The organism is Phyllobacterium sp. 01N428, assembly GCF_056399405.1.
Map to the genome: position 1 here is coordinate 25,747 of NZ_JBFTRH010000002.1, position 21,448 is coordinate 47,194.

Here is a 21,448-nt window from a genome sequence, read left to right on the forward strand (position 1 = left end):
CGTTTCGTTGCAGGCAAGACAAGGCGAGCGCGCTCTTCCTAGGCAAAAAACACGCTCCAGAGCGTATAGAGCCAGACGGCGGCGACAAGGATAACCGAGATGAGCACGGCGAGCGATCCACAATCCTTGGCGATCTGGATCTCCCTGTGAAAATCGAGCGAAACGGCATCGCAGGCAGCCTCGATGCCGGTATTGAGCACCTCGATCAGGATCAGGAACAGCACCGATCCGGTCAATAGCAGAAAGGCAAGTCCCGAAGGCGCGATGAAGGCAGCAACCGGTATCGAGATGAAGAAGAGACCGAGTTCCTGTTGAACCGCCTTTTCATGCATGGCCAAATGTTTCAAAGCCCGCATGGAATTGATGAATGCCAGTACCAGCCGATGCATGCCTCACCCTCATTTGTCCGCACAAGCTTTAGAGCGAGTTCGGCTAAGGTCAATCCCCGGGCGTTTCATTGACGGCTACGACAACGCCGCCGCCGCTCTTCTCGTATTGGGGCAGATGATCCTCGATGGCATAGTAATCGCCCTTATCGGCGACAAAGATATGGCATTCGCCTCGCAGACTGGTTGGCTCCTCGAATGCGCCGGCCATGACGGAAATATGATCGAGATCGCGATGCTTCCAGAACAGCGCCGAACCGCAATTCCTGCAAAAGCCCCGCCGGGCGAAAGCGCTCGCCTCGTACCAGCTGACGTTCTCTTCACCCGAAATGCTGATCGCATCGTTCTCAACATTGGTCGCAGCATAAAAATGTCCGGACTGCTTGCGGCACTGCGAGCAATGGCAATAGACGACCCCGCGCAGTTCCCCCCTCGCCTCAAAACGGACCCTGCCGCAAAGGCACGATCCTTTATGCGTTTTCCCCACGCCCATACCTCCCGATGATTGGCGGATTCCAGCTATTTTTTCGGCTCAGGCTTCTTCGAGCGGGCAGCCGCCACAGCCAGAACGAAGGCGCCGAACACCGCCGACAAGAGCGAGCCAAGGAGCACGCCGAGCTTCGTCTCGTCCTGCAGCAGCGGCGACTTGTCATAGGCGAGAAGCCCGATGAACAGGCTCATGGTGAAGCCGATACCGCACAGGATCGCGACGCCGTAAATTTGGACCCACGTCGCGCCGGGCGGGCGTTCGGCAAGACGAAGCTTGATCGCCAGCCAGGCAAAGGCGAAGACGCCGAGTTGCTTGCCGATGAAGAGCCCAGCCGCAACGCCGATCGGCACCGGATCGGCAAGGTTTGACAGCGATACGCCGCTGAAGGACACACCGGCATTGGCGAAACCGAAGATCGGCACGATGATGAAGCCTACCCAGGGCTGGATGGCATGTTCGAGTTCGACGAGCGGCGAATCAGCCTCGCCGCGCTTGCCTTTCATCGGAATTGTCAGCGCGAGGAGAACACCGGCGATTGTAGCGTGGATGCCGGACTTGAACACCAGAATCCAGAGGATGACGCCGAGAACGAGATAGGCCCAGAGCCGCACCATGCCGAAATAATTCATGGCGACGAGAATGGCAAATACCGCCGCCATGCCGGCGAGCGCCGGAACATTCAGTCCTTCGGAATAGAACAGCGCGATGATGATGACCGCACCGAGATCATCGATGATGGCAAGGGCGGTCAGGAAAACCTTGAGCGAGAGCGGCACGCGCGCGCCGAGCAGCGAGAGGACGCCCAGCGAAAAGGCGATATCCGTCGCCGAAGGGATTGCCCAGCCGCGAATGGTGGCGCCCTCATTGAAAAACAGAAAGATCACTGCGGGCACGATCATTCCACCGACGGCCGCAAAGCCTGGCAAAGCCCGCCGCGACCAGGTGGACAATTGTCCGCTGATCATTTCGCGCTTTATTTCAAGCCCGACGAGCAGGAAGAAAATCGCCATCAGGGCGTCATTGATCCAATGGAGGATGCTGAGCCCGCCGACGTAAGTCTTGAGAAAACCGAAATAATCTTCGCTGAGCGGGGAATTGGCGATGATCAGGGCAAGTGCGGCAACCGCCATCAGAATGATGCCGCCAGCAGCCTCATTCTCCATGAACGAACGGAACGACGCAGTCAGGCGGATTCGGCGCGTGGGTTTAATGTCCATGCAGACTTGATAGAATCCTGAAACGGAAAACTCCAGTCCCGAAATCCGCCTTTCCCGCGTTGGTTGCGTGGCGGGCTACTGCGCCAGCCCGATCTGCTTCATGAAACTCAAATTATCCCAGAAGAGATATTCCTCGTCCATCACGCCGGCGGGCGTCCAATGGCCAAGCGTCGCCATCATCAGCTTGAACGGCTTGCCGGTGGGCGCGATAGACTTGCCATCGGGTGTCGGCATCGGTTTGGTGAACGTGCCTTCCATCGCCCCTATCACGCCGGTCCACTGCCCTTGGCCGAACCGCACCGGGTGCACATTGATATGCGTGTCCGGTGCATAGACGAATATCGCCTTCAATTCCTCGACGTGATCGTGAAGTCCCTTGGTCGTATGACCATCGGGATAGTGGACGAGAATATCGGCAGCGTGGCTTTCGCCCAGACGATCCCATTTCTGGTTCGTATAGACATCGAAGTCGAGCGTATCGAATGTTTTCAGATTGGTGTCCGTCGTCTTCTCGGCATTCTGATATTTGGCGAGTTCTTCCATGAGGGCGGGAAGAGCCTTCTCCGCAGCCTTTGCGGGATCTTCTGCATGTGCTTGAGCTGGCAGTCCGATCGTCAATGCAGCGAAGGCAACAACAATATAGTTGTTCATGGCTGAATTCCTTTCCGGGAAATATTTCAAATGGAAATCGTCAGTTTGGCCAAGCCAAAATCGTCAGCCTGCCGTGACGTACGTTATATAAACAAAGGGCGGCCATAAAGACCGCCCTTCGGGAATAGTGGCAGACAGTGCGTCGCTCAGGCGTTGACTGCCAGCTTCTGCGGGTGGCTGTCGCGCTCCTTCTTCAGAAGCTCGGCGACGAGGAATGCCAGCTCCAATGCCTGGTCGGCATTGAGACGCGGATCGCAGTGCGTGTGGTACCGATCCGAGAGGTCGTCCGCCGATATGGCGCGGGCGCCGCCAGTGCACTCCGTGACGTTCTTGCCGGTCATCTCGATATGGATGCCTCCGGGATAGGTCCCTTCGGCATGATGAACTGCAAAAAAGCTCTCGACTTCCTTGAGGATACGGTCGAAGGGCCGCGTCTTGTAGCCATTGGCGGTGATCGTGTTGCCATGCATCGGATCGCAGGACCAGACGACATTGCGACCTTCCTTTTGTACCGCGCGGATCAGCTTGGGCAGATGGTCGCCGACCTTGTCATGGCCGAACCGGGCGATGAGGGTAAGGCGCCCTGCTTCGTTGGCCGGATTGAGCAGGTCGATCAGGCGGATCAGGTCGTCCGGCTCAAGCGTCGGGCCGCATTTCAGGCCAAGCGGGTTCTTGATGCCCCGGCAGTACTCGACATGCGCGTGGTCTGCCTGACGTGTGCGATCACCGATCCAGATCATGTGGCCGGACGTGCCGTACCAGTCGCCGGAGGTGGAATCGACGCGGGTCAGCGCTTCTTCATAGCCGAGCAGCAGAGCCTCGTGGCTGGTGTAGAAATCCGTCTCGCGCAGTTGAGCGTTGGTTTCCGAGGTGATCCCGACGGCGCGCATGAAGTCCATCGTATCGGCAATGCGGCGGGCCAGCTTGCCATAACGCTCGCCCTGCGGGCTGTCGGAAACGAAGCCGAGCATCCACTGGTTGACGTTTTCGAGATTGGCATAGCCGCCCTGCGCGAAAGCGCGCAGCAGGTTCAGCGTCGCGGCAGACTGGCGGTAAGCCATCTCCTGACGCGCCGGGTCCGGGATACGGGCCTGCTCGGTGAATTCGGTGCCGTTGATGATATCGCCGCGGTAAACGGGCAGCTCAATGCCATCCTTCGTCTCCGTGTCGGCCGAGCGCGGCTTGGCGAACTGGCCGGCGATACGGCCGATCTTCACCACCGGCTGCGACGCGCCGAAGGTCAGGACAACGGCCATCTGCAGGAAGACGCGGAAGAAGTCGCGAATATTGTCGGCGCCATGCTCGGCAAAGCTTTCGGCGCAATCGCCGCCCTGGAGCAAAAAGCCCTCGCCGCGCGAGACTGCGGCCAGCTGCTTTTTCAGCTTGCGCGCTTCACCTGCAAAAACGAGCGGCGGATAGGTACGAAGACGGGCCTCGACATCGCTCAAAGCCTGAGCGTCCGGATAGAAAGGCATCTGCTTTACCGGTTTGCCTCTCCAGGAAGTCGGTGTCCAGTTCTTCGTCATTATTGCACCCTGTTATGACCTTCAATATCGGTTGTAATTGATTGTGTTTTCCCGGGCTTTGCCGGAGGCGCTCATATAGTCCAATTGCTGCAGATATACCAGTCCCGTCCGCAATCGCGGACAATATCAAGCGAACATGCCCATGGACACGCAGGGCGCCCCTCTCAGGAACCGACATTTGAGTGGTCAGAGGTTGTTATAGCGTCTGCCATAACGTGTTGATTATGGCCTAAGGGCAAAGTGAAGACGCGATCGATTACACGATGAAGCGGTTCCTGCAATCTCTACTCAAGTTCCTCGACAGTGTATTCTCGTGCGATGGCGGAGGTAGCAGTGAACCACTCCGACGCGCGGGTTCTTTGCTGATGAAAATCAAAGGCAGCGCGATCTGCAAAAAGCTCCTCCACCCGCCACACCAGAGCATCATCGGTCTGCGACACATCAAAAGAGATGCATCCTGGCTCGGCCCTGGTAAGTCGAAGGTGATCGGGAAGATAATCGATGACAAGCGCAACATCATGCATCGATGCGCATCGCAGGAAACCGGAGAGTCTAACTGCGCCTGTTCTGTTACTCATAATATACCATCCATTTACGGCAGCGATTTATTCGTGTTGCACCCTGAGTAGGCCGGTTTCAGAGTCAAACAGGTCTTGAGCGTCCGAACGTCAGCGTACCGTTTGATTTTCGCTTTTACCTCAATGAATGAAGCGTGGCTCTAGAGCGGAGAGACATTAGTTTTAAGTTCGCGTGTTGTCAGTTGCGAAATCACCATTGTCGGCAGCGCCATTTTGATTTACGTTAACGTCAAGGTAAGATCTGGGAGGATCGATGAAGGATATACGTTTTCTGGCGGCGGACGGCTTTCCGCTGCACGGTCATCTGTATGAAGGCAGCGGCGAAGGGCCGGCCGTCCTGATTTCGTCTGCAGCCGCCGTACCTGACGCGATTTACCGGCATTTTGCCGTCCACCTCATCGATCTCGGCGCATCCAAGGTTCTTACCTACGACTACCGCGGGGTCGCCCGCTCCGAGGCTCCCAGCCGCTGGAAATCGCGCCTCAACCTCAAGGATTGGGGCGTTCTCGACTTTCCCGCCGCTGTTGATGAACTCAGGCGCCTCTCGGGGTCGCGCCCCATGGTGGGTATCGGCCATTCATATGGCGGCGTCGCCCTCGGTCTCAGCAACCGTTCTGCGAGCTTCGAGCGGTATGCACTGCTGGCGTCCTTGTCCGGCTACTATCGCAATACGGCGCAGCCCTGCGCCATGTACGCCAAGATGAACCTTGTCGGAGTGCCGCTTACAATTCCCTTCGGCAAATTGCCCAAATGGGGCGGGCTCGGCGAAGCCGTGCCGGGCACGATATTCCGTGACTGGGCCCGCTGGTGCCGCAATCCGAACTTCCTGTTCTCCGACCCTGCGGTTCCTGAAGCGCAAAACTTCCAGAAGGTGACGATCCCTCTCCTCTCGGTTGGCATCACCGACGATGTCTGGGGAACGCCGCGCGCGGTCGAAAGCCTGCTGCGCCGCTTCGACAATGCCTCCGTTCTGCACGAGATGTGGTATTCCCCGGCAAGTTCGGACGGCGCGCCGATCGGTCATCTCGGTTTCTTCCGTAAGCACCAGGCCAATAAATTGTGGCCGGCCGTGACGGATTGGCTGCTTAATGCCAAGGTTCCGGATGGAGCGGCATTGCGGCCGGAAATGCGCGCCGCCTAGGCCTGCCTTTTGACGCGAGCCGCCGCAGCGCGGGCCTGGTCAATCGACACGTTTCCCATCGACGACCCGGTAGCTAGGCCTATACATCGTCACCAGCTCTTCGGAAGCTGTCGGATGCACCGCCATCGTCCTGTCGAAATCATCCTTGGTGCAGCCGGCCTTGATCGGAATGGCAAGGAGCTGCGCCATTTCACCGGCATCAGGCCCGAGGATGTGCGCGCCAATGACCCGGCGTGTGGCCGCATCGACGATCAGCTTGGTCAGCATCTTGTCCTTGGCGCCGGATAGCGTGTTGCGCATCGGGCGGAACAGGGCGCGGTAGACTTCGAGCTCCTTGTATTCCTTCGCAGCGTCCGCCTCGCAAAGGCCGACAGTGCCGATCTCGGGCTGCGAGAAGACGGCCGTCGCAATGTATTTATGGTCCGGTTTGGTCGGATTGTTCTTGAACGCCGTCTCGAGGAAGCACATCGCCTCATGGATGGCGACCGGCGTAAGCTGCACGCGGTTTGTCACGTCGCCCACAGCCCAGATATTGTCTTTGGTCGTGCGCGAATAGGCATCGACCTTGATCGCGCCAAGTTCGTCGACCTCGACGCCGGCTGCTTCAAGGCCAAGCGACTTTGTGTTCGGCACGCGCCCGATGGCGAGCATCACCTGGTCGGCTTCGATGCTGTCGCCCGAGCCGAGTTGCACGGCGAGCCTGCCGTCACCCGAACGCCTGACCTCCTTGATCATCTCGACGCAGCGAATGCGGATACCCTTCTCGGTCATCGACGCATGCAACAATTGCCGCAAATCATGGTCGAAGCGCGAAAGGATTTCCTTGCCGCGGTAGATGAGGGTCGTTTCAACCCCGAGGCCATGGAAAATATTGGCAAACTCGACGGCAATATAGCCGCCGCCTTCAATGACGATGGCTTTCGGCAGTTCGGCAAGATGGAACGCATCGTTGGAACTTATGCAGAGATCATGTCCCGGCAACGCCGCATGCGGATTGGGATGACCGCCCGTCGCCACGAGAATCTGATCCGCTGTCACCCGCTTGCCGGTCTTGAGGATCTCGATTGTGTGGTCATCGATCAGTACAGCCCGGCTGTCATGGATCTCGACGTTGGAATTGTCGAGCCCTAGCCGGTAAAGGCCTTCGAGGCGGGCAATTTCGCGGTCCTTGTTGGCAATGAGCGTCGGCCAGTCGAAGCTCGCCTCCCCGACGCTCCAGCCATAGCCGGCCGATGCCTCGAAATGTTCCGGAAACTGTGACGCATAGACGAAAAGCTTTTTCGGCACGCAGCCGCGAATGACGCAGGTGCCGCCCATCCGGTATTCTTCGGCAAGGCCGACTTTTTTGCCCATGGCGCCCGCAAGCCTGCCGGCGCGCACGCCGCCCGATCCGCCTCCGATAACGAAGAGGTCATAATCAAAGCCTGTCATGGCAAGGCACTCCGAATCTGCTGAGGTTCATTGCATATGGGTTCTATCGCGGTGTCTTGAAAGAACAAAGCCCGGCGCTAGGGCCGGGCTCTGTGGAAAATTTCAAACGGGGCGACGCCGTTACTGCTTCGGCTTTGCCGGAGTCTCGGCCTTGGCAGGCGCCGGTGCATTGGCTGGCGCCATCGTCGCAGCGGTTGCCGCAATCTTCTCGGCGACAGCCTGCGCGAGGTCGCGGGCGACGCCGCGCTGCCAGATCGAGGCGGCCTTGTTCACCTCACGCGTCACGATCGGCCCTTCCGAAAGGAGCTTGAGGCCGGCCGGGGACGTGTAGAAACCGGTGATGGCGTTAAGTTCCTCTTCAGTGAAGGAAACCGCATAGGCGCGGGCGGCTTCGTTCTCAAGGTCGGCACGGCGCGCTGCGAGCTTGATCGCCTGCTCGTCGACGGCAGAGCTGATCACCGATTCGAGATTGGGATCTTTCTGGATAAGCTCGGCCTTGAGACCGCGGGCAGCATCGGGAAGGATCGAGTCGAACATGTCAGTCGCCTTGATGGCGGCCACCGCTGCACGGGCAGCTGCGAGATGCGAAGGGGTGATTTCCTGCGCTTGTGCCGAGCAGAGACCGCCCAGCACGATCGCAACAGACAAGGGTGCAATCAAGCGGCGAAAGCCAGATGCAAGGTTCATGAGTTTATCGCTCCGTTTTCGTTGTCAGTGTGCGGATGCCGTCAGCGCCGGCCAGAATGGCCACGCGCGCCAGATCCAGAAAAAGTCCATGCTCCACCACGCCGGGAATGGCGTGCAAAGCGAGTGATAAGGCTCTTGTATCCGGAATGCGGCCAAAAGATGCATCCAGGATCAAATGCCCGCCGTCTGTAACAAATGGTTCGGCTCCCGTCATCCTCAATGTAAGTGGCCCCGACAGATCGAGGGAGGATGCGGCGCGCTCGATGGCAATCTTCGTCGCCGCAAGCCCGAAACGATTGACCTCGACAGGCAGAGGAAAAGCGCCGAGTGCTTCGACAAGCTTTGTTTCGTCGGCAATCACCACCATCCGCTTGGAGGCGGCAGCAACGATCTTCTCGCGCAGCAGGGCCCCGCCGCCGCCCTTGATGAGGGTCAGCTCGGGATCCACCTCGTCCGCACCATCGATCGTCAGGTCAAGTTCCGGCGTCTCTTCGAGCGTCGTGAGCTTGACGCCAAGTTCGCGGCAAAGCGCGGCCGTGCGCTCCGATGTCGGCACGCCAATGACGTCAAGACCGTCCTTGACCCGCACCGCGAGCAGCCGCACGAATTCCTCCGCGGTCGAGCCTGTGCCGATGCCGAGCCGCATGCCGTCCTCGACATAGGTCAGCGCCTCGGCCGCAGCCTTGATCTTCAATGTTTTGGCATCCATCGGTGGTGCGCCTTCTTGTAGCTTTGACTTGATATGGCTTTGCCTTGACACTGGGCTCCCTAACACGTCAGACGATCGGGTCAAGGCTCATTGCCGGATTTATCCCGGCCTGATTATCGTACATGCATGCATCAGGGCACCGAACTCACAATTTATCGCAACCTTCGCTCCGAACCGCGAATGCCACAGGAAAAAATATGCCTCAGCCAATCGTTGTTTTCGACCTAGACGGAACCCTGGTGGATACGGCCCCTGATCTTCTCGACAGCCTCAATCATTGCCTTGAAGCCAAGGATATGGAGAAAATCGATCCCGTCGCGCTGCGCCGCTATGTCGGCCATGGCGGCCGCGTCATGATCGAGCGCGCCTTCGAGGCGCAGCAGAAGCATTTAAGCACGGAAGAACTCGACCGGCTGGTCGACATCTTCATCGAACACTACGGCATGCACATGCCGGGTCGTTCCGCGCTTTATGAAGGCGCCGAACAGGCGATGGAACAGTTGGCTGAAGCCGGCTACCTCCTTGCCGTCTGCACCAACAAGTTCGAGGGGTTGTCGGTCAAGCTTTTGGACGGGCTTGGCCAGACCTCGCGCTTCGGCGCTATCTGCGGCGGGGATTCATTCGCCTTCCGCAAGCCCGATCCGCGCCATCTCCTCGAGACCATCCGCAAGGCGGGCGGCGATCCGGAGCGCGCCGTCATGATCGGCGATAGCCGCACCGACATCGATACGGCCAAGGCGGCAGGCATTCCTGTCGTTGCCGTCGACTTCGGTTATTCAGACTTGCCGGTTTCTGCTTATGATCCTAGCCGCATCATTTCGCATTTTCGCGAATTGAAGGTGGAACTCGCAAATGAGTTGATCGGGTCGGTGGATGCATGACGCAAGCAGCCTGCCGGAACAAATGAAGACCAGGCACGTTTAAGTTTCCGAGATAAAAGGCCGTTTTGGCCGAAATCTGCGTATTTCTTACTTCTATGAAACGTGTGCGAGGCACTGCGTCTCGCAAGGAGGAGAAATTGAAGAAACTGACCTCGTTACTTTCTGCCTTGGCAATGGTTGGGGGCATGGCGACTGCCACAACCGTTCCTGCCTACTCTGCACCACTTGCGCCAGTGACGATTGAGACCGGCAACGCCAACATCGATCAGGTCCAGTACCGGCGCCATTGGCACGGTGGCGGCTGGAACGGCAACCGTGGCTGGTATCGTGACCGCGGCTGGGGCGGACGCCCATATTGGCGCGGTGGCAGCGGTTATTGGGGCGGCTATCGCGGCTACAACTATTATCGGCCGGGCTACAGATACTATAACGGGGCATGGTTCCCGCTTGCAGCCTTTGGAACCGGCCTCATTATAGGCAATGCTTTCAGCGCGCCGCCAGTCTACCGCTACGGTGGACCGGTCTACAGGACTGGCGGATCCCATGTGCGGTGGTGCTATGACCGCTACCGCTCATATCGCGCCTACGACAATAGTTTTCAGCCCTATTCCGGGCCGCGCCGCCAGTGTGTTTCGCCTTACTGAACAAATCGATCGGGGTGATTCATCAGGGCCCGGGACCAAAATCCCGGGCTTTCTTTCGGTTATCCCCATCTCTAGCCCATGGATTAGACGAAAGTCGTCTTGCGCTTGCCTCTGCCGTGATGCAGTTGCCTAATTTTTAATCCGGCCGCCCGGCCACAGCCTTAAACGATGGATTGTGCTTGCTTTTTTCGATGAACCCGCTTGAATGTCCCTTATATGAAGGGGATTTTGAGTGAAGCCATTTGACGAGATGATCAAAACAGGCGGCGACGTTCGACCGCCCTATGAACAAATGAAATGCTGGCTCGACACCCAGAACCCCGAGCGGTTGGCACAAAAAGCCCTTGATGCTGAAAACGTTTTCCGCAAAACGGGTATCACTTTCGCCGTCTACGGTGACGAAGAGGCAGCCGAGCGCATCATACCCTTCGATATCATCCCGCGCATCATCACCGGCAATGAATGGCGCCGCCTGTCGCAGGGCATCGAACAGCGTGTCATGGCGCTCAACGCCTTCCTCGACGATATTTATCATCGCCAGGAGATTATCCGTGCCGGACGCATCCCGCGCGAACTCTTCACGCACAATGATGCCTACCTTCCGGAAATGGTCGGATTTCGTCCGCCCGGCAACGTCTATACGCACATTATCGGCGTTGACATCGTCAGGACACAGGAGAACCAGTTCTACGTTCTTGAAGACAATGCCCGCACGCCTTCCGGCGTTTCCTATATGCTGGAAAACCGCGAAACCATGATGCAGCTCTTCCCGGAGCTCTTCCAGCAGATCAAGGTTCGCCCCGTCGAGACCTACCCAAAGCTGCTCAGGCAATCGCTGGCCGCAGTAGCGCCGCCCGGATGCAAGGGCCCGCCCACGATCGCAGTTCTTACTCCTGGTATTTTTAATTCAGCCTATTTCGAACATGCATTCCTAGCCGATCAGATGGGCGTTGAGCTCGTCGAAGGCAGCGACCTCAAGGTGGAAGACGGCAAGGTGGTCATGCGGACGACCGAAGGCAATCGCGCCATCGACGTGCTTTACCGGCGCGTGGATGATTCCTTCCTCGATCCTCTCACCTTCCGCAGGGATTCCGCGCTTGGCGTGCCCGGCATCATGGATGTCTACCGCTCGGGAAACATCACGATCGCCAACGCGCCCGGAACCGGGATCGCCGACGACAAGGCGCTCTATTCCTATATGCCGGAGATCGTCGAGTTCTATACGGGCCGCAAGGCAATTCTCGAAAACGTGCCGACGCATCGCTGCTCCGAGCCCGACACCCTTAAATATGTGCTCGAGAATCTTGCCGACCTCGTCGTCAAGGAAGTGCATGGTTCGGGCGGTTACGGCATGCTGGTCGGTCCGGCTTCCACGAAGAAGGAACGTGAGGTCTTCGCCGCCAAGCTCAGCGCCAATCCGAAGAACTACATCGCCCAGCCGACGCTGGCGCTTTCGACGACGCCGATCATGACCGAAAAGGGCCTCGCCCCGCGCCACGTGGATTTGCGCCCCTTCGTCCTGGTCTCCGACCGCATAAGGATCACGCCGGGAGGCTTGACCCGCGTCGCGCTCAAGGAAGGTTCGCTCGTCGTCAACTCCAGCCAGGGCGGCGGAACGAAAGACACATGGGTGCTCGACGACTAGCATTTTGATCAAGAGCCGCCGAAGACGGTTCCACAAGAACGAGGGATGATACTGGAAAATGCTGCTCGGCCGAACCGCAAATGGTCTTTACTGGATGTTCCGCTATATCGAGCGGGCGGAAAACATGGCTCGGCTGATCGACGCCGGTTTGCGCATGGCCCTGACCAAGACCTCCGATGCCCCTGAAGAATGGTCGTCCGTACTGATGAGCGCCGGCGTCAAGATCGGCTATGACAGCAAGTATACCGAATACAATGCCGGCCAGGTGTCCGACTTCCTGCTGCGTGACCTCAACAATCCCTCGAGCGTGATGTCTTGCGTGGAGACGGCGCGGCTCAACGCCCGCATGGTGCGAACCGCCCTGACGCGCGAAGCTTGGGAGAGCGTCAACGAGACGTGGATGATCCTGAAATCCACGCTCGCCAACCCGATACCAGAAACCGACCTGCCGCGCGTCCTCGACCAGATCAAGCGCGAGACAGCGATCATCCGCGGCGCGTTTCATGGCACGATGCTGCGGAACGAAATCTTCAATTTCGCCCGTATTGGAACGTTCATAGAGCGCGGCGACAACACCGCCCGCATTCTTGACGTCAAATATTATGTGCTCCTGCCTTCAATCTCCTATGTCGGCACGACTCTCGACAATTTTCAGTGGGAATCGATCCTGCGCTCGGTCTCGGCGCACCGTTCCTACCGCTGGGTCTATGACGTCGAATACAACCCCGTGAACATTGCCGATTACCTGATCCTCAACTCGCGCATGCCGCGCTCGCTGAACTTCTGCTATTCAAACATCGTCGACAATCTAAGATTTCTGGCCAATGACTACGGCCGCCGCCACGCCTGCCATGACATGGCGGAAGGCATCATGACGCTGTTGCAGGACAATGATATCCGGACCATATTCGACAGCGGCCTGCACGAGTTCCTGAGCGACCTCATCTATCAAACGAACAGCTTGAGCACAAAAATTGCTGAAGCCTACAACTTCGATTGAAGATCATGCTTCTCAACATCCAGCACATTTCCAGCTATCATTATGACGCTCCCGTACACTATTCGGTTTTACGGCTGCGTATGCACCCGCAAAGCGGACCGGGCCAGAAAGTCATCGACTGGTCTGTGCAAGTGGAGGGAGCGACACAAGAGGCAAATTACCGCGACGGTTACGGCAACCGCACCATGCTGATACGCCTGCAGCGCGATACAGAACGCCTCGTCATCCGTGCCACGGGCCAGGTCGAGACCGAGGATAAAGCTGGCGTGCTCGGCAAGGTCTATAACTTCATGCCGATCTGGCTCTATGAACGCGAGACCGCGCTGACCAAGCCTGGAGATGCGATCCGCGCGCTCGCCGCCGATCTCGACAGCAGCTTCGAGCGGCTGCCTCTCATGCATCAACTCATGGGTCTGCTCAATCAACGGGTCGCCTACACGCCGGGTTCGACGACGATCACGACGACGGCAGAAGAGGCGCTGCTTAACGGCAAGGGCGTATGCCAGGATCATACGCACATCTTTCTTGCGACGGCGCGCCTGCTTGGCATCCCCGCCCGCTACGTCTCTGGCTACCTGATGCTCAACCACACGATTGAACAGACGGCGAGCCACGCTTGGGCGGAGGTGCATATCGACGGGCTTGGCTGGGTCGGTTTCGACGCCGCCAACGATCTGTGCCCGAATGAGACCTATGTGCGCATCGCCTGCGGGCTGGATTATCGCGAGGCGGCGCCGATTTCAGGTATACGCATGGGACCCGGCATTGAATCACTTGCCGTAGAGGTTAATGTGGAGCAGTAATCGGCTCTGGCTTTTAGAATCTGGGATTGATTATGACCTATTGCGTGGGGCTCAAACTAGACCGCGGCCTCGTGTTCATGTCCGACACGAGAACCAATGCGGGTGTCGACAATATTTCGACATTCAAGAAAATGTACACCTGGGCCAAGACTGGCGATCGGGTCATCACCTTGCTATCGGCCGGCAATCTTGCCACCACGCAGGCCGTCATCAGCATTCTCAACGAACGTACCAAGATGCCGTCCGAACGGGCGCCCAGCATCTACGACATGCCGTCAATGTTCCAGACCGCCCGCCTTGTCGGCGATACGATCCGCCACGTCATCGACGAGGTGGGCGCCAGTGGGCAGCGCGCCGATTCGTTCGGCGCCTCGATTATCCTCGGCGGCCAGATCAAGGGCGGCGATCCGCGCCTGTTTCTCATCTACCCCGAAGGAAACTTCATCGAATCCACGCCAGATACGCCATTTTTCCAGATCGGCGAGCACAAATACGGCAAGCCGATCATCGTCCGCTCCTATGATCCGGCCATGACCTTCGAGGAAGCGACCAAGCTGCTTTTGGTCTCATTCGATTCGACGCTGAAATCCAATCTTTCCGTGGGCCTGCCGCTCGATCTCCAATTCTACCAGGCCGACAGTTTCAGGCTTGGTTTCGAACGACGCGTGGAACGTCACGATCCCTATTATGAAATGATTTCAGATGGCTGGTCGCAGGCCTTGAAGCTTGCGCTGCAAAGCCTGCCGCCCTTCGAAATCGAGCCCAGGGGACACTAGGTCAGAGCTTCGCCGTCTGCGCGGTGACCGGACTTGCCTCACGCACCGCCCGCGTCTTGTCGATCGCCTTCTGCAGATAGGCGTCGCGCTCATAGACATCGTCGTAAAACTTGATTTCGCCCGCATCCGGCCAGGCGGTGAAGTATGAGACATAGACCGGCAGCGGGTTGGCGACCTTTACACTGCGCTCGTTCTTGCCGAAGTAGGGGGTCAGGTCCGCGACCGACATGCCGAGCACGGCTGCAGCCATGTCGCGCGGGTGCTCAAGGCGGATGCAGCCATGGCTAAGCGCGCGCATGTCCCGCTTGAAATAGGACTTCGCCGGCGTGTCGTGCATGTAGATGTCGTGGCTGTTGGGGAACAGGATCTTGAGTTCGCCGAGAGCATTGTCGAGGCTCGGCTTCTGGCGAATGCCGACGCCGCCGCCGTTGGCGGCAACCTGCGACCAATTCACCGCACTTGACGGAATGACGCGTCCCGACTTGTCGTAGACCTCGTAGCCGCTGCTTTCGAGATAGGACGGATTGTTGAGGATTTTCGGCATCATCTCGTTGAGGATGATCGAGCGCGGCACGCCCCAGGAAGGATTGAAAACAACGGTTTCGATGGTGTCGTTGAAGAAGTAGGTCTGGTTGGTCGGCGATCCGACGACGATATTCATCGCCAGCTTCTCGGTGCCGCCATCGAAATACTGGGCGCGAAAGGCCGGCTGATTGACGAATACATAACGCTGGCCGAAATCATGCGGCAGCCAGCGCAACCTCTCCATGGAATAGACGATGCGGTCGCGCTTCGACGTGTTCGATTCAGCCTGAAGCGCTCCGATCGTGCTGGTGCCGATCACGCCATCCGGCTTGCGCCCCTGATCACGCTGGAAATCCTTGATGGTCTCGACGAGGCTCTCGTCGTAGACGCTGGCATTCTCGTGGGCATCGAGGACGGCCTCATGCGTGAGGAGATAGGATTTCGGCGCCTTCGCCTTGATAAGCGCCACCACATTGCGCAGTTCCGGATTGTCGTCGCCCGGACGGATCTTGGTGCCGGGTGCGACGCGGACGGTCGGCTCCGACGCATCGCCAAGCGCGGCGAGGCTCTGTTTCAGTTCGGCGTACCATTTGCTCTGCGGTGCAAAGCCGGCGAGCACCGCGCCCGGATCGCTGGCGGTCGCAAGCTGATTCATCACGTCGCGGGGTTGCACGCGGTCTACAGCAAAATCATGAAAGCCGCTGAGGCGGTTCGGATTGATGCGGCCGTCGCCCTGATCCATCGCATAGCGAAGTGCGCGCGCCGACAGCGTCAGCTCGAAATCCGCGAGTTCTTTCAGCCGGGCCGGGATATCGCTGCGATCATAGTCGTCGGAGGGCATCTTGACGGCATAGTCGGCCGGATCGAGCCCCTCTTCGCCCGCCTTGGCAAACAGCGCCATGACGGCCTTTGCCTTGGGGCTGACATCATAGGAAGCGGTCCAGATCGGCTGCTGCTTGGCGGCGTAATAGGAGACGACAGCATCGGCGATGTTCTTTTCCGCCAGGACATGCGCTTCCTTGAAGTGGTCGAGCTTCAGCCCGAAACGCTCCATCTGCGGTGGCGACACAATGCCGTGGTCGGCGGAAGCCGTCAGCTGCGGATCAACCTTGGAAAAGTCGATCTGAGTTACCTGCTCCGGCTTGTAGTCGTAATTTGTCGGGGCCGTAACAGTCACGCGCTTTATCGGCGCGGATGGGCGTCTTGCCTCCCCTGGCGCCTCGCCCGGCCGAAGCGCGCGCGGCTGGACGACTGGCTGCGACTCGACGCGGCGCTGGCCGAACAACAGCTCCATCAGATTGTTTGCGGCAGATGCAGGCGACAGCGGGGTGGCTGTTGCCGAAAGCATCGCAGCCAAAAAGATCGCACGTTTTTTGGAATAGGAATTCATGATGTCCGCCCGGATGGTACTTGCCCACGGGTGTATCATGGGCCGGCCTCTGATTTGGTGTTCGGCCAGTTTCATCGCATCCTATTTAGAATCTTTTAACAATGCCCATCGATCGTTTGATTATTCTTGGACGGCACAATTTTGCGCCGTGTGCCGATTTCGACACAGGCGATTTTTGAGGATTGCAAAGCAGAAATAACCCGCGCGACACGGCGTATGGTGGTGTCAGTGCGGCCGGATTGCCGGCTCGCGGCTCAGGCCCTTTTCAGCAAGTTCGTCGAGATAGGACTGCCAGCGGTCGTCCTTGTTGCGCCCGAGTTCAATCAGGTAATCCCAGCTGAATAGACCTGTGTCATGCATGTCATCGAAAATGATTCGGATGGCATAATTGCCGACGGGCTCCATTTTCATGATCGCGACATTGATCTTGCCGGGCACGGTAACGCGCTGCTCAGCCGAGTGCCCCTGCACCTCGGCCGACGGCGAGGCAACACGCAGAAATTCGGCGGAAAGAATGTAAGTCTCGCCATTGTCGAAGCTGACCGTCAGCGACCGGCGGTCCTTGGCAACACGCAATTCTTTCGGCCAGGCACTCGTCATGGTGTATAATCCTCAACATTCGCGACCCTTGTGTAGCATGCGCAAGGCGGCCTGCAAGTCGGCGTATAGTTTTCCTTGAAACAGCATGCTAGCGGCGATGACTGGACAAGCAAGCGGCCGCACCTTATCTCTCCTTCAGGAGGAAGCTCTTGGATCACGTTTCACTGCTCGAAAGACCCGGCATTCAGGCACCAATGGTCGACCCATTCGGTCGAACGATCAGCTATTTGCGGGTTTCGGTGACGGATCGCTGCGATTTTCGCTGCACCTATTGCATGTCCGAGCACATGACATTCCTGCCGAAGCGGGATCTGCTGACGCTCGAGGAGCTCGATCGCTTGTGCACGGCCTTCATCGAGCGCGGCGTCAGGAAGCTGCGGCTGACCGGCGGCGAGCCGCTTGTCCGCAAGAACATCATGCATTTGATCGGCGAACTGTCGCGCCACCTTCGCTCCGGCGCGCTGGAGGAGTTAACCCTGACGACGAACGGCTCGCAGCTGGCGCGCTTTGCCGCCGAGCTCGCCGATCACGGCGTCAAGCGCATTAACGTATCGCTCGATACACTCCATCCGGACAAGTTTCGTCAAATCACCCGCTGGGGCGATTTGGGCCGCGTCATGGAGGGTATCGATGCGGCACAGGCTGCCGGCATCAAGATCAAGCTGAACGCGGTTGCACTCAAAGGTTTCAACGATCACGAAATACCTGAGATGATCCGCTGGGCCCATGGCCGCGGCATGGATCTGACATTGATCGAAACGATGCCTATGGGCGAGATCGATCTCGACCGAACGGACCAATATCTGCCGCTATCGCTGGTGCGTTCGAAACTTGCCGAAGAATTCACGCTGCATGACATCGCCTACAAGACCGGCGGTCCCGCGCGGTATGCGCAGATCGAGGAAACCGGCGGCCGCATAGGCTTCATCACGCCGATGACCCACAATTTCTGCGAGAGCTGCAATCGTGTCCGCCTCACCTGTACCGGCACGCTCTATATGTGCCTCGGGCAGGAAGATGCGGCAGATTTGCGTGCGCCGCTGCGGGCATCCGAAGGCAACGGCCTTCTCAACGATGTCATCGACGAGGCCATCGGCCGCAAGCCCAAGGGTCACGACTTCATCATCGATCGCCGCCACAACCGCCCTGCGGTCTCCCGCCATATGAGCGTTACCGGCGGCTGATAATTCCGAATGCGCGGATTGATATAGGCTGATATATCAATCCTTGCGATTCCGGAGGAGGATCGCTGCAATTTCGGATAAAAGTCTTGGCATTATCTCCCAATCTGCGTGGCGCGATTTACATGGCCATCGGCATGGCAAGCTTCACCTTCAACGACGCGACGGTGAAATATGTCGGCGAACACATGAATATGGGCCAGGTCATGCTGGTGCGCGGCTCGATCGCGACCGTGCTCATCCTGGCGCTCGCATGGCACAAGGGCATGCTCATTCCGCTGCGCGAGGCGCTGCACAGAATGACCATCGTCAGGGTGATCGGCGAAGTCGTCGGAACCGTGAGCTTCCTCGTCGCGCTCGTTCATGTTCCGCTGGCGCTGACCTCCGCAATCCTGCAGGCGCTGCCGCTTGCCGTTACCATGGGCGCGGCGATGTTCTTCGGCGAGCCGGTGGGCTGGCGCCGCTGGGTCGCCATCGCTGTCGGTTTCTGCGGCGTGCTGATCATTGTGCGTCCAGGCGGCGAAGGTGTCAGCCCCTATATCCTGCTGATCGTCGTCACCGTCATTTTCGCAGCGCTGCGCGACCTTGCCACCCGCAAGGTGCCGAAGACCATTCCGGTGCTCATGATTTCGGCGCTGACATCCATCGGCGTATCGCTTGCTGGCGTCGCTATGATCGGGCCGCTCGGCGGGTGGAAGCCGATGTCATTGATGAATACGATGCTGCTGACGCTTGCGGCCTGCTGTGTCATCGTCGCCTATCATTTTCTCATCCTCGCCATGCGTGAAGGCGAGATCTCGTTCATCGCCCCGTTTCGATATACCAGCCTGCTCTGGGCGATCCTCCTCGGCTTCCTGTTTTTTGACGACCTGCCCGATGTCCCGATGATTGTCGGCTCGCTCATTGTCATTGGCAGCGGACTTTATACGCTCTACCGTGAGCAGATCGTCGGCCGTATGAAGCCAGTCGAAATTGCGGCGGCCGCGGCAAGAACATCGCCAGATGGAGTTTAGCGGTGCGCATTGCAGGCATCATTCTCGCCGGGGGCCAGTCGCGCCGCATGGATGGCCGGGATAAGGCCATGTTGCCATTCGGCGATCGCCGGCTCATCGACCACATTCACGAGCGCTTGTCGCGCCAGGTCGAAACGATCGCCCTCAACAGCAACGCAGATGCCGGGGGCTTCGCCAACCTCAATGTTCCGGTGATTGCCGACGATATTCACGGGTTCGCCGGCCCTCTCGCCGGCATCCATGCGGGCATGGCATGGGCGGCAGCACAGCCGCTCCCGTTCTCGCACATACTTTCGGTCGCCACCGATACGCCCTTCTTCCCCGATGAGCTTTTGGCCGGGATCAGTCAGACGATCCTTGATGCAGACGACCACATAGGCGTTGCGGCCTCGGGCGGCCGGATGCACCCCACCTTTGGCCTTTGGCCGGTGTCACTGCGATGCGATCTGAAGCACTGGCTCGACGATCCCGCGAATCGCAGGGTGACCGCTTGGCTGCAACGGCACCCGCACCGGGTTGCGGAATTTCCGCTCGTCAAGGCGCAGACAGACGATCCATTCGACCCGTTCTTCAATATCAATACGCCAGAAGATATCGCGGTTGCGCGACAGCACTGGAAGACAGCGAAATGAACCCCAGCGATCACCGCATTTTCGGCATTACCGGTTGGAAGAATTCCGGCAAGACGACGCTGGCGGTCAAGCTAGTCAGCGAACTTGCCAGACGCGGCTGGAAAGTGTCGACGGTAAAACATGCGCACCACGATTTCGATATCGACAAGGAGGGCACCGACTCCTGGCGCCACCGGAAAGCGGGCGCCGGAGAGGTCGCTATCGTTTCCGACCGGCGCTGGGCGCTGATGCATGAATTGTCGGAAGAAGCGGAACCCACCCTCGCCGAGATCATCGCTCGCTTCGCCCCCTGCGATCTCGTCCTTGTTGAAGGGTACAAACGTGAGCACCACAAGAAAATCGAAGCGAGAAGGCTGGATGCCCGATCGACGGATCCCTTGTCCACCGGCGACCCGACCATCGTCGCAATTGCCAGCGATCATGCAGTCAGCGGCGAGACGATCCCCGTTTTTGATCTCGATGACATTCCCGGACTTGCAGATATGATCGAACGCGAAATGCAACTTTCGCGCGATCCGAGTTAGAAAATGCCGTTTCAACCGAAACGCGCGCAACAAAAGTATTATATGCCGAATTTAATGTGATTGTGCCCGCCGGATTTGCGCGCCGGCGAACGATTCCCGGTTGCAATTCTTCAAAAACTAGTGGGAATATCGCGCCAGGAGCAGTAACAGCTGCGACTTGCCCGGAAGGCTGTTCAAAAAGAAACAGGGGAACGGCCGGGCCACAATAGAGAGGTTCAAATATATGCGTATCACCAAGCGTCTGGCACTTGCGTTTTCCGCTGCAGCCATTGCTTTCACAATGGGTGCGGCCCACGCAGAGGACGCCCTGAAACTGACGATTGCTTCCGAAGGCGCTTATCCGCCCTTCAACAACCTCACCCCCGACGGCAAGCTGGTAGGCTTCGACATCGATATCGGCAATGCGCTGTGCGAAGAGATGAAGGCGCAGTGCACCTGGGTATCACAGGATTGGGATGGCATGATCCCGGCTCTGCAGGCCGGCAAGTTCGACGCGATCATCGCGTCCATGTCGATCACGCCCGAACGCCTTCAGAAGGTAGATTTCTCCAAGAAGTACTACAATACGCCCCCCGGCATCGCAGTGCCGAAGGATTCCGACGTCAAGGACATCACTCCGGAAGCACTGAAGGGCAAGACCCTCGGCGTTCAGGCTTCGACCAGCCATTCGAACTATGCGCAGTCCAAATATGCCGGTTCGGAAGTGAAGATGTATCCGACTGCCGATGAGTACAAGCTCGACATTTCCAACGGCCGCGTCGATGCGGTCATGGATGACGTGGTCGTTCTCGGCCAGTGGCTCGATAGCGATGCAGGCGCATGCTGCAAGCTCCTTGGCACGGTCACGCCTGACCCGGCGATCCACGGCCCTGGTGCCGGCGTAACCGTCAAGAAGGGCAATACCGCCCTCGCCGACAAGTTCACTGCCGCGATCGCAGCCATCCGCGCGAATGGCAAGTACAAGGAAATCAACGACAAGTACTTCAAGATCGACGTTTACGGCGGCGAGAACTGAGCC

At 58.4% G+C, this 21,448-nt stretch carries 23 protein-coding genes; 12 read left to right on the forward strand and 11 right to left on the reverse strand.

All coding sequences use genetic code 11. The features are described 5' to 3' along the window. Positions 1 to 38: 38 nt before the first annotated feature. From AC1DNI_RS08140 to AC1DNI_RS08165, 6 genes are all read right to left on the reverse strand, one after another. Positions 39 to 389 (reverse strand): diacylglycerol kinase, encoded by a 351-nt coding sequence (locus AC1DNI_RS08140; RefSeq protein WP_153668969.1) that lies wholly within the window; start codon positions 387 to 389, stop codon positions 39 to 41. A gap of 49 nt (positions 390 to 438) precedes the next feature. Further along, positions 439 to 873, reverse strand: a complete 435-nt coding sequence (locus AC1DNI_RS08145) for a GFA family protein (protein WP_477691516.1) — start codon at positions 871 to 873, stop codon at positions 439 to 441. Between the two features lie 32 nt (positions 874 to 905). Then, the gene (gene nhaA / locus AC1DNI_RS08150; protein WP_477691517.1) at positions 906 to 2,093 is read right to left on the reverse strand and encodes a Na+/H+ antiporter NhaA; all 1,188 of its coding nucleotides are present in this window, start codon (positions 2,091 to 2,093) and stop codon (positions 906 to 908) included. Positions 2,094 to 2,168: 75 nt separating this feature from the next. Next, positions 2,169 to 2,744, reverse strand: a complete 576-nt coding sequence (locus tag AC1DNI_RS08155; RefSeq protein WP_477691518.1) for an ester cyclase — start codon at positions 2,742 to 2,744, stop codon at positions 2,169 to 2,171. Between the two features lie 146 nt (positions 2,745 to 2,890). Beyond that, entirely contained in the window at positions 2,891 to 4,270 is a 1,380-nt protein-coding gene (locus tag AC1DNI_RS08160) for a class II 3-deoxy-7-phosphoheptulonate synthase (RefSeq protein WP_027231691.1), read from the reverse strand. Positions 4,271 to 4,554: 284 nt separating this feature from the next. Beyond that, the gene (locus AC1DNI_RS08165) at positions 4,555 to 4,848 is read right to left on the reverse strand and encodes a putative quinol monooxygenase (RefSeq protein ID WP_477691519.1); all 294 of its coding nucleotides are present in this window, start codon (positions 4,846 to 4,848) and stop codon (positions 4,555 to 4,557) included. A 253-nt stretch (positions 4,849 to 5,101) separates the two neighbouring features. Here AC1DNI_RS08165 and AC1DNI_RS08170 point away from each other — a divergent pair, with 253 nt between their 5' ends. Further along, the gene (locus AC1DNI_RS08170) at positions 5,102 to 5,989 is read left to right on the forward strand and encodes an alpha/beta hydrolase family protein (protein WP_477691520.1); all 888 of its coding nucleotides are present in this window, start codon (positions 5,102 to 5,104) and stop codon (positions 5,987 to 5,989) included. A gap of 39 nt (positions 5,990 to 6,028) precedes the next feature. Here AC1DNI_RS08170 and gor read toward each other — a convergent pair whose 3' ends face one another. From gor to rpiA, 3 genes are all read right to left on the reverse strand, one after another. After that, positions 6,029 to 7,420, reverse strand: a complete 1,392-nt coding sequence (gor, locus tag AC1DNI_RS08175) for a glutathione-disulfide reductase (RefSeq protein WP_477691521.1) — start codon at positions 7,418 to 7,420, stop codon at positions 6,029 to 6,031. Between the two features lie 120 nt (positions 7,421 to 7,540). Further along, positions 7,541 to 8,107: a DUF2059 domain-containing protein gene (locus tag AC1DNI_RS08180; protein WP_091922006.1), complete on the reverse strand. Its 567-nt coding sequence runs from the start codon at positions 8,105 to 8,107 to the stop codon at positions 7,541 to 7,543. A 4-nt stretch (positions 8,108 to 8,111) separates the two neighbouring features. Beyond that, a complete protein-coding gene (gene rpiA / locus AC1DNI_RS08185; protein ID WP_477691522.1) occupies positions 8,112 to 8,816 on the reverse strand; it encodes a ribose-5-phosphate isomerase RpiA in 705 nt (234 codons plus the stop codon). Positions 8,817 to 9,013: 197 nt separating this feature from the next. Here rpiA and AC1DNI_RS08190 point away from each other — a divergent pair, with 197 nt between their 5' ends. The 6 genes from AC1DNI_RS08190 to AC1DNI_RS08215 all read left to right on the forward strand — a co-directional run bounded on the left by AC1DNI_RS08190 (position 9,014) and on the right by AC1DNI_RS08215 (position 14,565). Continuing rightward, a complete protein-coding gene (locus tag AC1DNI_RS08190) occupies positions 9,014 to 9,697 on the forward strand; it encodes an HAD family hydrolase (RefSeq protein ID WP_477691523.1) in 684 nt (227 codons plus the stop codon). A 95-nt stretch (positions 9,698 to 9,792) separates the two neighbouring features. Next, positions 9,793 to 10,341, forward strand: a complete 549-nt coding sequence (locus AC1DNI_RS08195) for a BA14K family protein (RefSeq protein ID WP_477691524.1) — start codon at positions 9,793 to 9,795, stop codon at positions 10,339 to 10,341. 232 nt (positions 10,342 to 10,573) lie between these two features. Next, on the forward strand, positions 10,574 to 11,986 hold the full coding sequence (locus tag AC1DNI_RS08200) for a circularly permuted type 2 ATP-grasp protein (protein WP_477691525.1): 1,413 nt from the start codon (positions 10,574 to 10,576) through the stop codon (positions 11,984 to 11,986). 58 nt (positions 11,987 to 12,044) lie between these two features. Beyond that, positions 12,045 to 12,986, forward strand: a complete 942-nt coding sequence (locus AC1DNI_RS08205; protein WP_091922014.1) for an alpha-E domain-containing protein — start codon at positions 12,045 to 12,047, stop codon at positions 12,984 to 12,986. 5 nt (positions 12,987 to 12,991) lie between these two features. Next, entirely contained in the window at positions 12,992 to 13,789 is a 798-nt protein-coding gene (locus AC1DNI_RS08210; RefSeq protein ID WP_477691526.1) for a transglutaminase family protein, read from the forward strand. A 32-nt stretch (positions 13,790 to 13,821) separates the two neighbouring features. Beyond that, a complete protein-coding gene (locus AC1DNI_RS08215; RefSeq protein WP_027231702.1) occupies positions 13,822 to 14,565 on the forward strand; it encodes a proteasome-type protease in 744 nt (247 codons plus the stop codon). 1 nt (position 14,566) lies between these two features. Here the strand turns inward: AC1DNI_RS08215 and AC1DNI_RS08220 are convergent, their stop codons facing one another. Both AC1DNI_RS08220 and AC1DNI_RS08225 read right to left on the reverse strand, forming a co-directional pair. Then, positions 14,567 to 16,480, reverse strand: a complete 1,914-nt coding sequence (locus tag AC1DNI_RS08220; protein ID WP_477691527.1) for a L,D-transpeptidase family protein — start codon at positions 16,478 to 16,480, stop codon at positions 14,567 to 14,569. Between the two features lie 225 nt (positions 16,481 to 16,705). Beyond that, positions 16,706 to 17,080, reverse strand: coding sequence for a gamma-butyrobetaine hydroxylase family protein (locus tag AC1DNI_RS08225; RefSeq protein ID WP_477691528.1), 375 nt, complete (start codon positions 17,078 to 17,080; stop codon positions 16,706 to 16,708). Between the two features lie 194 nt (positions 17,081 to 17,274). On the opposite strand from AC1DNI_RS08225, the gene moaA reads away from it, so the two are divergent. The 5 genes from moaA (at position 17,275) to AC1DNI_RS08250 (ending at position 21,445) form a co-directional block, all read left to right on the forward strand. Then, on the forward strand, positions 17,275 to 18,264 hold the full coding sequence (gene moaA, locus AC1DNI_RS08230; RefSeq protein WP_477691783.1) for a GTP 3',8-cyclase MoaA: 990 nt from the start codon (positions 17,275 to 17,277) through the stop codon (positions 18,262 to 18,264). Positions 18,265 to 18,350: 86 nt separating this feature from the next. Then, entirely contained in the window at positions 18,351 to 19,274 is a 924-nt protein-coding gene (locus tag AC1DNI_RS08235) for a DMT family transporter (protein WP_477691529.1), read from the forward strand. A gap of 2 nt (positions 19,275 to 19,276) precedes the next feature. Beyond that, positions 19,277 to 19,906, forward strand: a complete 630-nt coding sequence (mobA, locus tag AC1DNI_RS08240) for a molybdenum cofactor guanylyltransferase MobA (RefSeq protein WP_477691530.1) — start codon at positions 19,277 to 19,279, stop codon at positions 19,904 to 19,906. After that, on the forward strand, positions 19,903 to 20,430 hold the full coding sequence (gene mobB / locus AC1DNI_RS08245) for a molybdopterin-guanine dinucleotide biosynthesis protein B (protein ID WP_477691531.1): 528 nt from the start codon (positions 19,903 to 19,905) through the stop codon (positions 20,428 to 20,430). Before mobA ends, mobB begins: the two co-directional genes overlap by 4 nt. Positions 20,431 to 20,653: 223 nt before the next feature. Beyond that, positions 20,654 to 21,445: a transporter substrate-binding domain-containing protein gene (locus AC1DNI_RS08250; RefSeq protein ID WP_027231709.1), complete on the forward strand. Its 792-nt coding sequence runs from the start codon at positions 20,654 to 20,656 to the stop codon at positions 21,443 to 21,445. The last annotated feature ends 3 nt before the right edge of the window (positions 21,446 to 21,448 follow it).

Bases quoted from the DNA above. Each gene is read 5' to 3' on its own strand.
- AC1DNI_RS08140 (WP_153668969.1), bottom strand. From the start codon at position 389: ATGCATCGGCTGGTACTGGCATTCATCAATTCCATGCGGGCTTTGAAA.
- nhaA (WP_477691517.1), bottom strand. From the start codon at position 2,093: ATGGACATTAAACCCACGCGCCGAATCCGCCTGACTGCGTCGTTCCGT.
- AC1DNI_RS08155 (WP_477691518.1), bottom strand. From the start codon at position 2,744: ATGAACAACTATATTGTTGTTGCCTTCGCTGCATTGACGATCGGACTG.
- AC1DNI_RS08160 (WP_027231691.1), bottom strand. From the start codon at position 4,270: ATGACGAAGAACTGGACACCGACTTCCTGGAGAGGCAAACCGGTAAAG.
- AC1DNI_RS08165 (WP_477691519.1), bottom strand. From the start codon at position 4,848: ATGAGTAACAGAACAGGCGCAGTTAGACTCTCCGGTTTCCTGCGATGC.
- AC1DNI_RS08170 (WP_477691520.1), top strand. From the start codon at position 5,102: ATGAAGGATATACGTTTTCTGGCGGCGGACGGCTTTCCGCTGCACGGT.
- gor (WP_477691521.1), bottom strand. From the start codon at position 7,420: ATGACAGGCTTTGATTATGACCTCTTCGTTATCGGAGGCGGATCGGGC.
- AC1DNI_RS08180 (WP_091922006.1), bottom strand. From the start codon at position 8,107: ATGAACCTTGCATCTGGCTTTCGCCGCTTGATTGCACCCTTGTCTGTT.
- rpiA (WP_477691522.1), bottom strand. From the start codon at position 8,816: ATGGATGCCAAAACATTGAAGATCAAGGCTGCGGCCGAGGCGCTGACC.
- AC1DNI_RS08190 (WP_477691523.1), top strand. From the start codon at position 9,014: ATGCCTCAGCCAATCGTTGTTTTCGACCTAGACGGAACCCTGGTGGAT.
- AC1DNI_RS08195 (WP_477691524.1), top strand. From the start codon at position 9,793: ATGAAACGTGTGCGAGGCACTGCGTCTCGCAAGGAGGAGAAATTGAAG.
- AC1DNI_RS08205 (WP_091922014.1), top strand. From the start codon at position 12,045: ATGCTGCTCGGCCGAACCGCAAATGGTCTTTACTGGATGTTCCGCTAT.
- AC1DNI_RS08210 (WP_477691526.1), top strand. From the start codon at position 12,992: ATGCTTCTCAACATCCAGCACATTTCCAGCTATCATTATGACGCTCCC.
- AC1DNI_RS08215 (WP_027231702.1), top strand. From the start codon at position 13,822: ATGACCTATTGCGTGGGGCTCAAACTAGACCGCGGCCTCGTGTTCATG.
- AC1DNI_RS08220 (WP_477691527.1), bottom strand. From the start codon at position 16,480: ATGAATTCCTATTCCAAAAAACGTGCGATCTTTTTGGCTGCGATGCTT.
- AC1DNI_RS08225 (WP_477691528.1), bottom strand. From the start codon at position 17,080: ATGACGAGTGCCTGGCCGAAAGAATTGCGTGTTGCCAAGGACCGCCGG.
- moaA (WP_477691783.1), top strand. From the start codon at position 17,275: ATGGTCGACCCATTCGGTCGAACGATCAGCTATTTGCGGGTTTCGGTG.
- mobB (WP_477691531.1), top strand. From the start codon at position 19,903: ATGAACCCCAGCGATCACCGCATTTTCGGCATTACCGGTTGGAAGAAT.
- AC1DNI_RS08250 (WP_027231709.1), top strand. From the start codon at position 20,654: ATGCGTATCACCAAGCGTCTGGCACTTGCGTTTTCCGCTGCAGCCATT.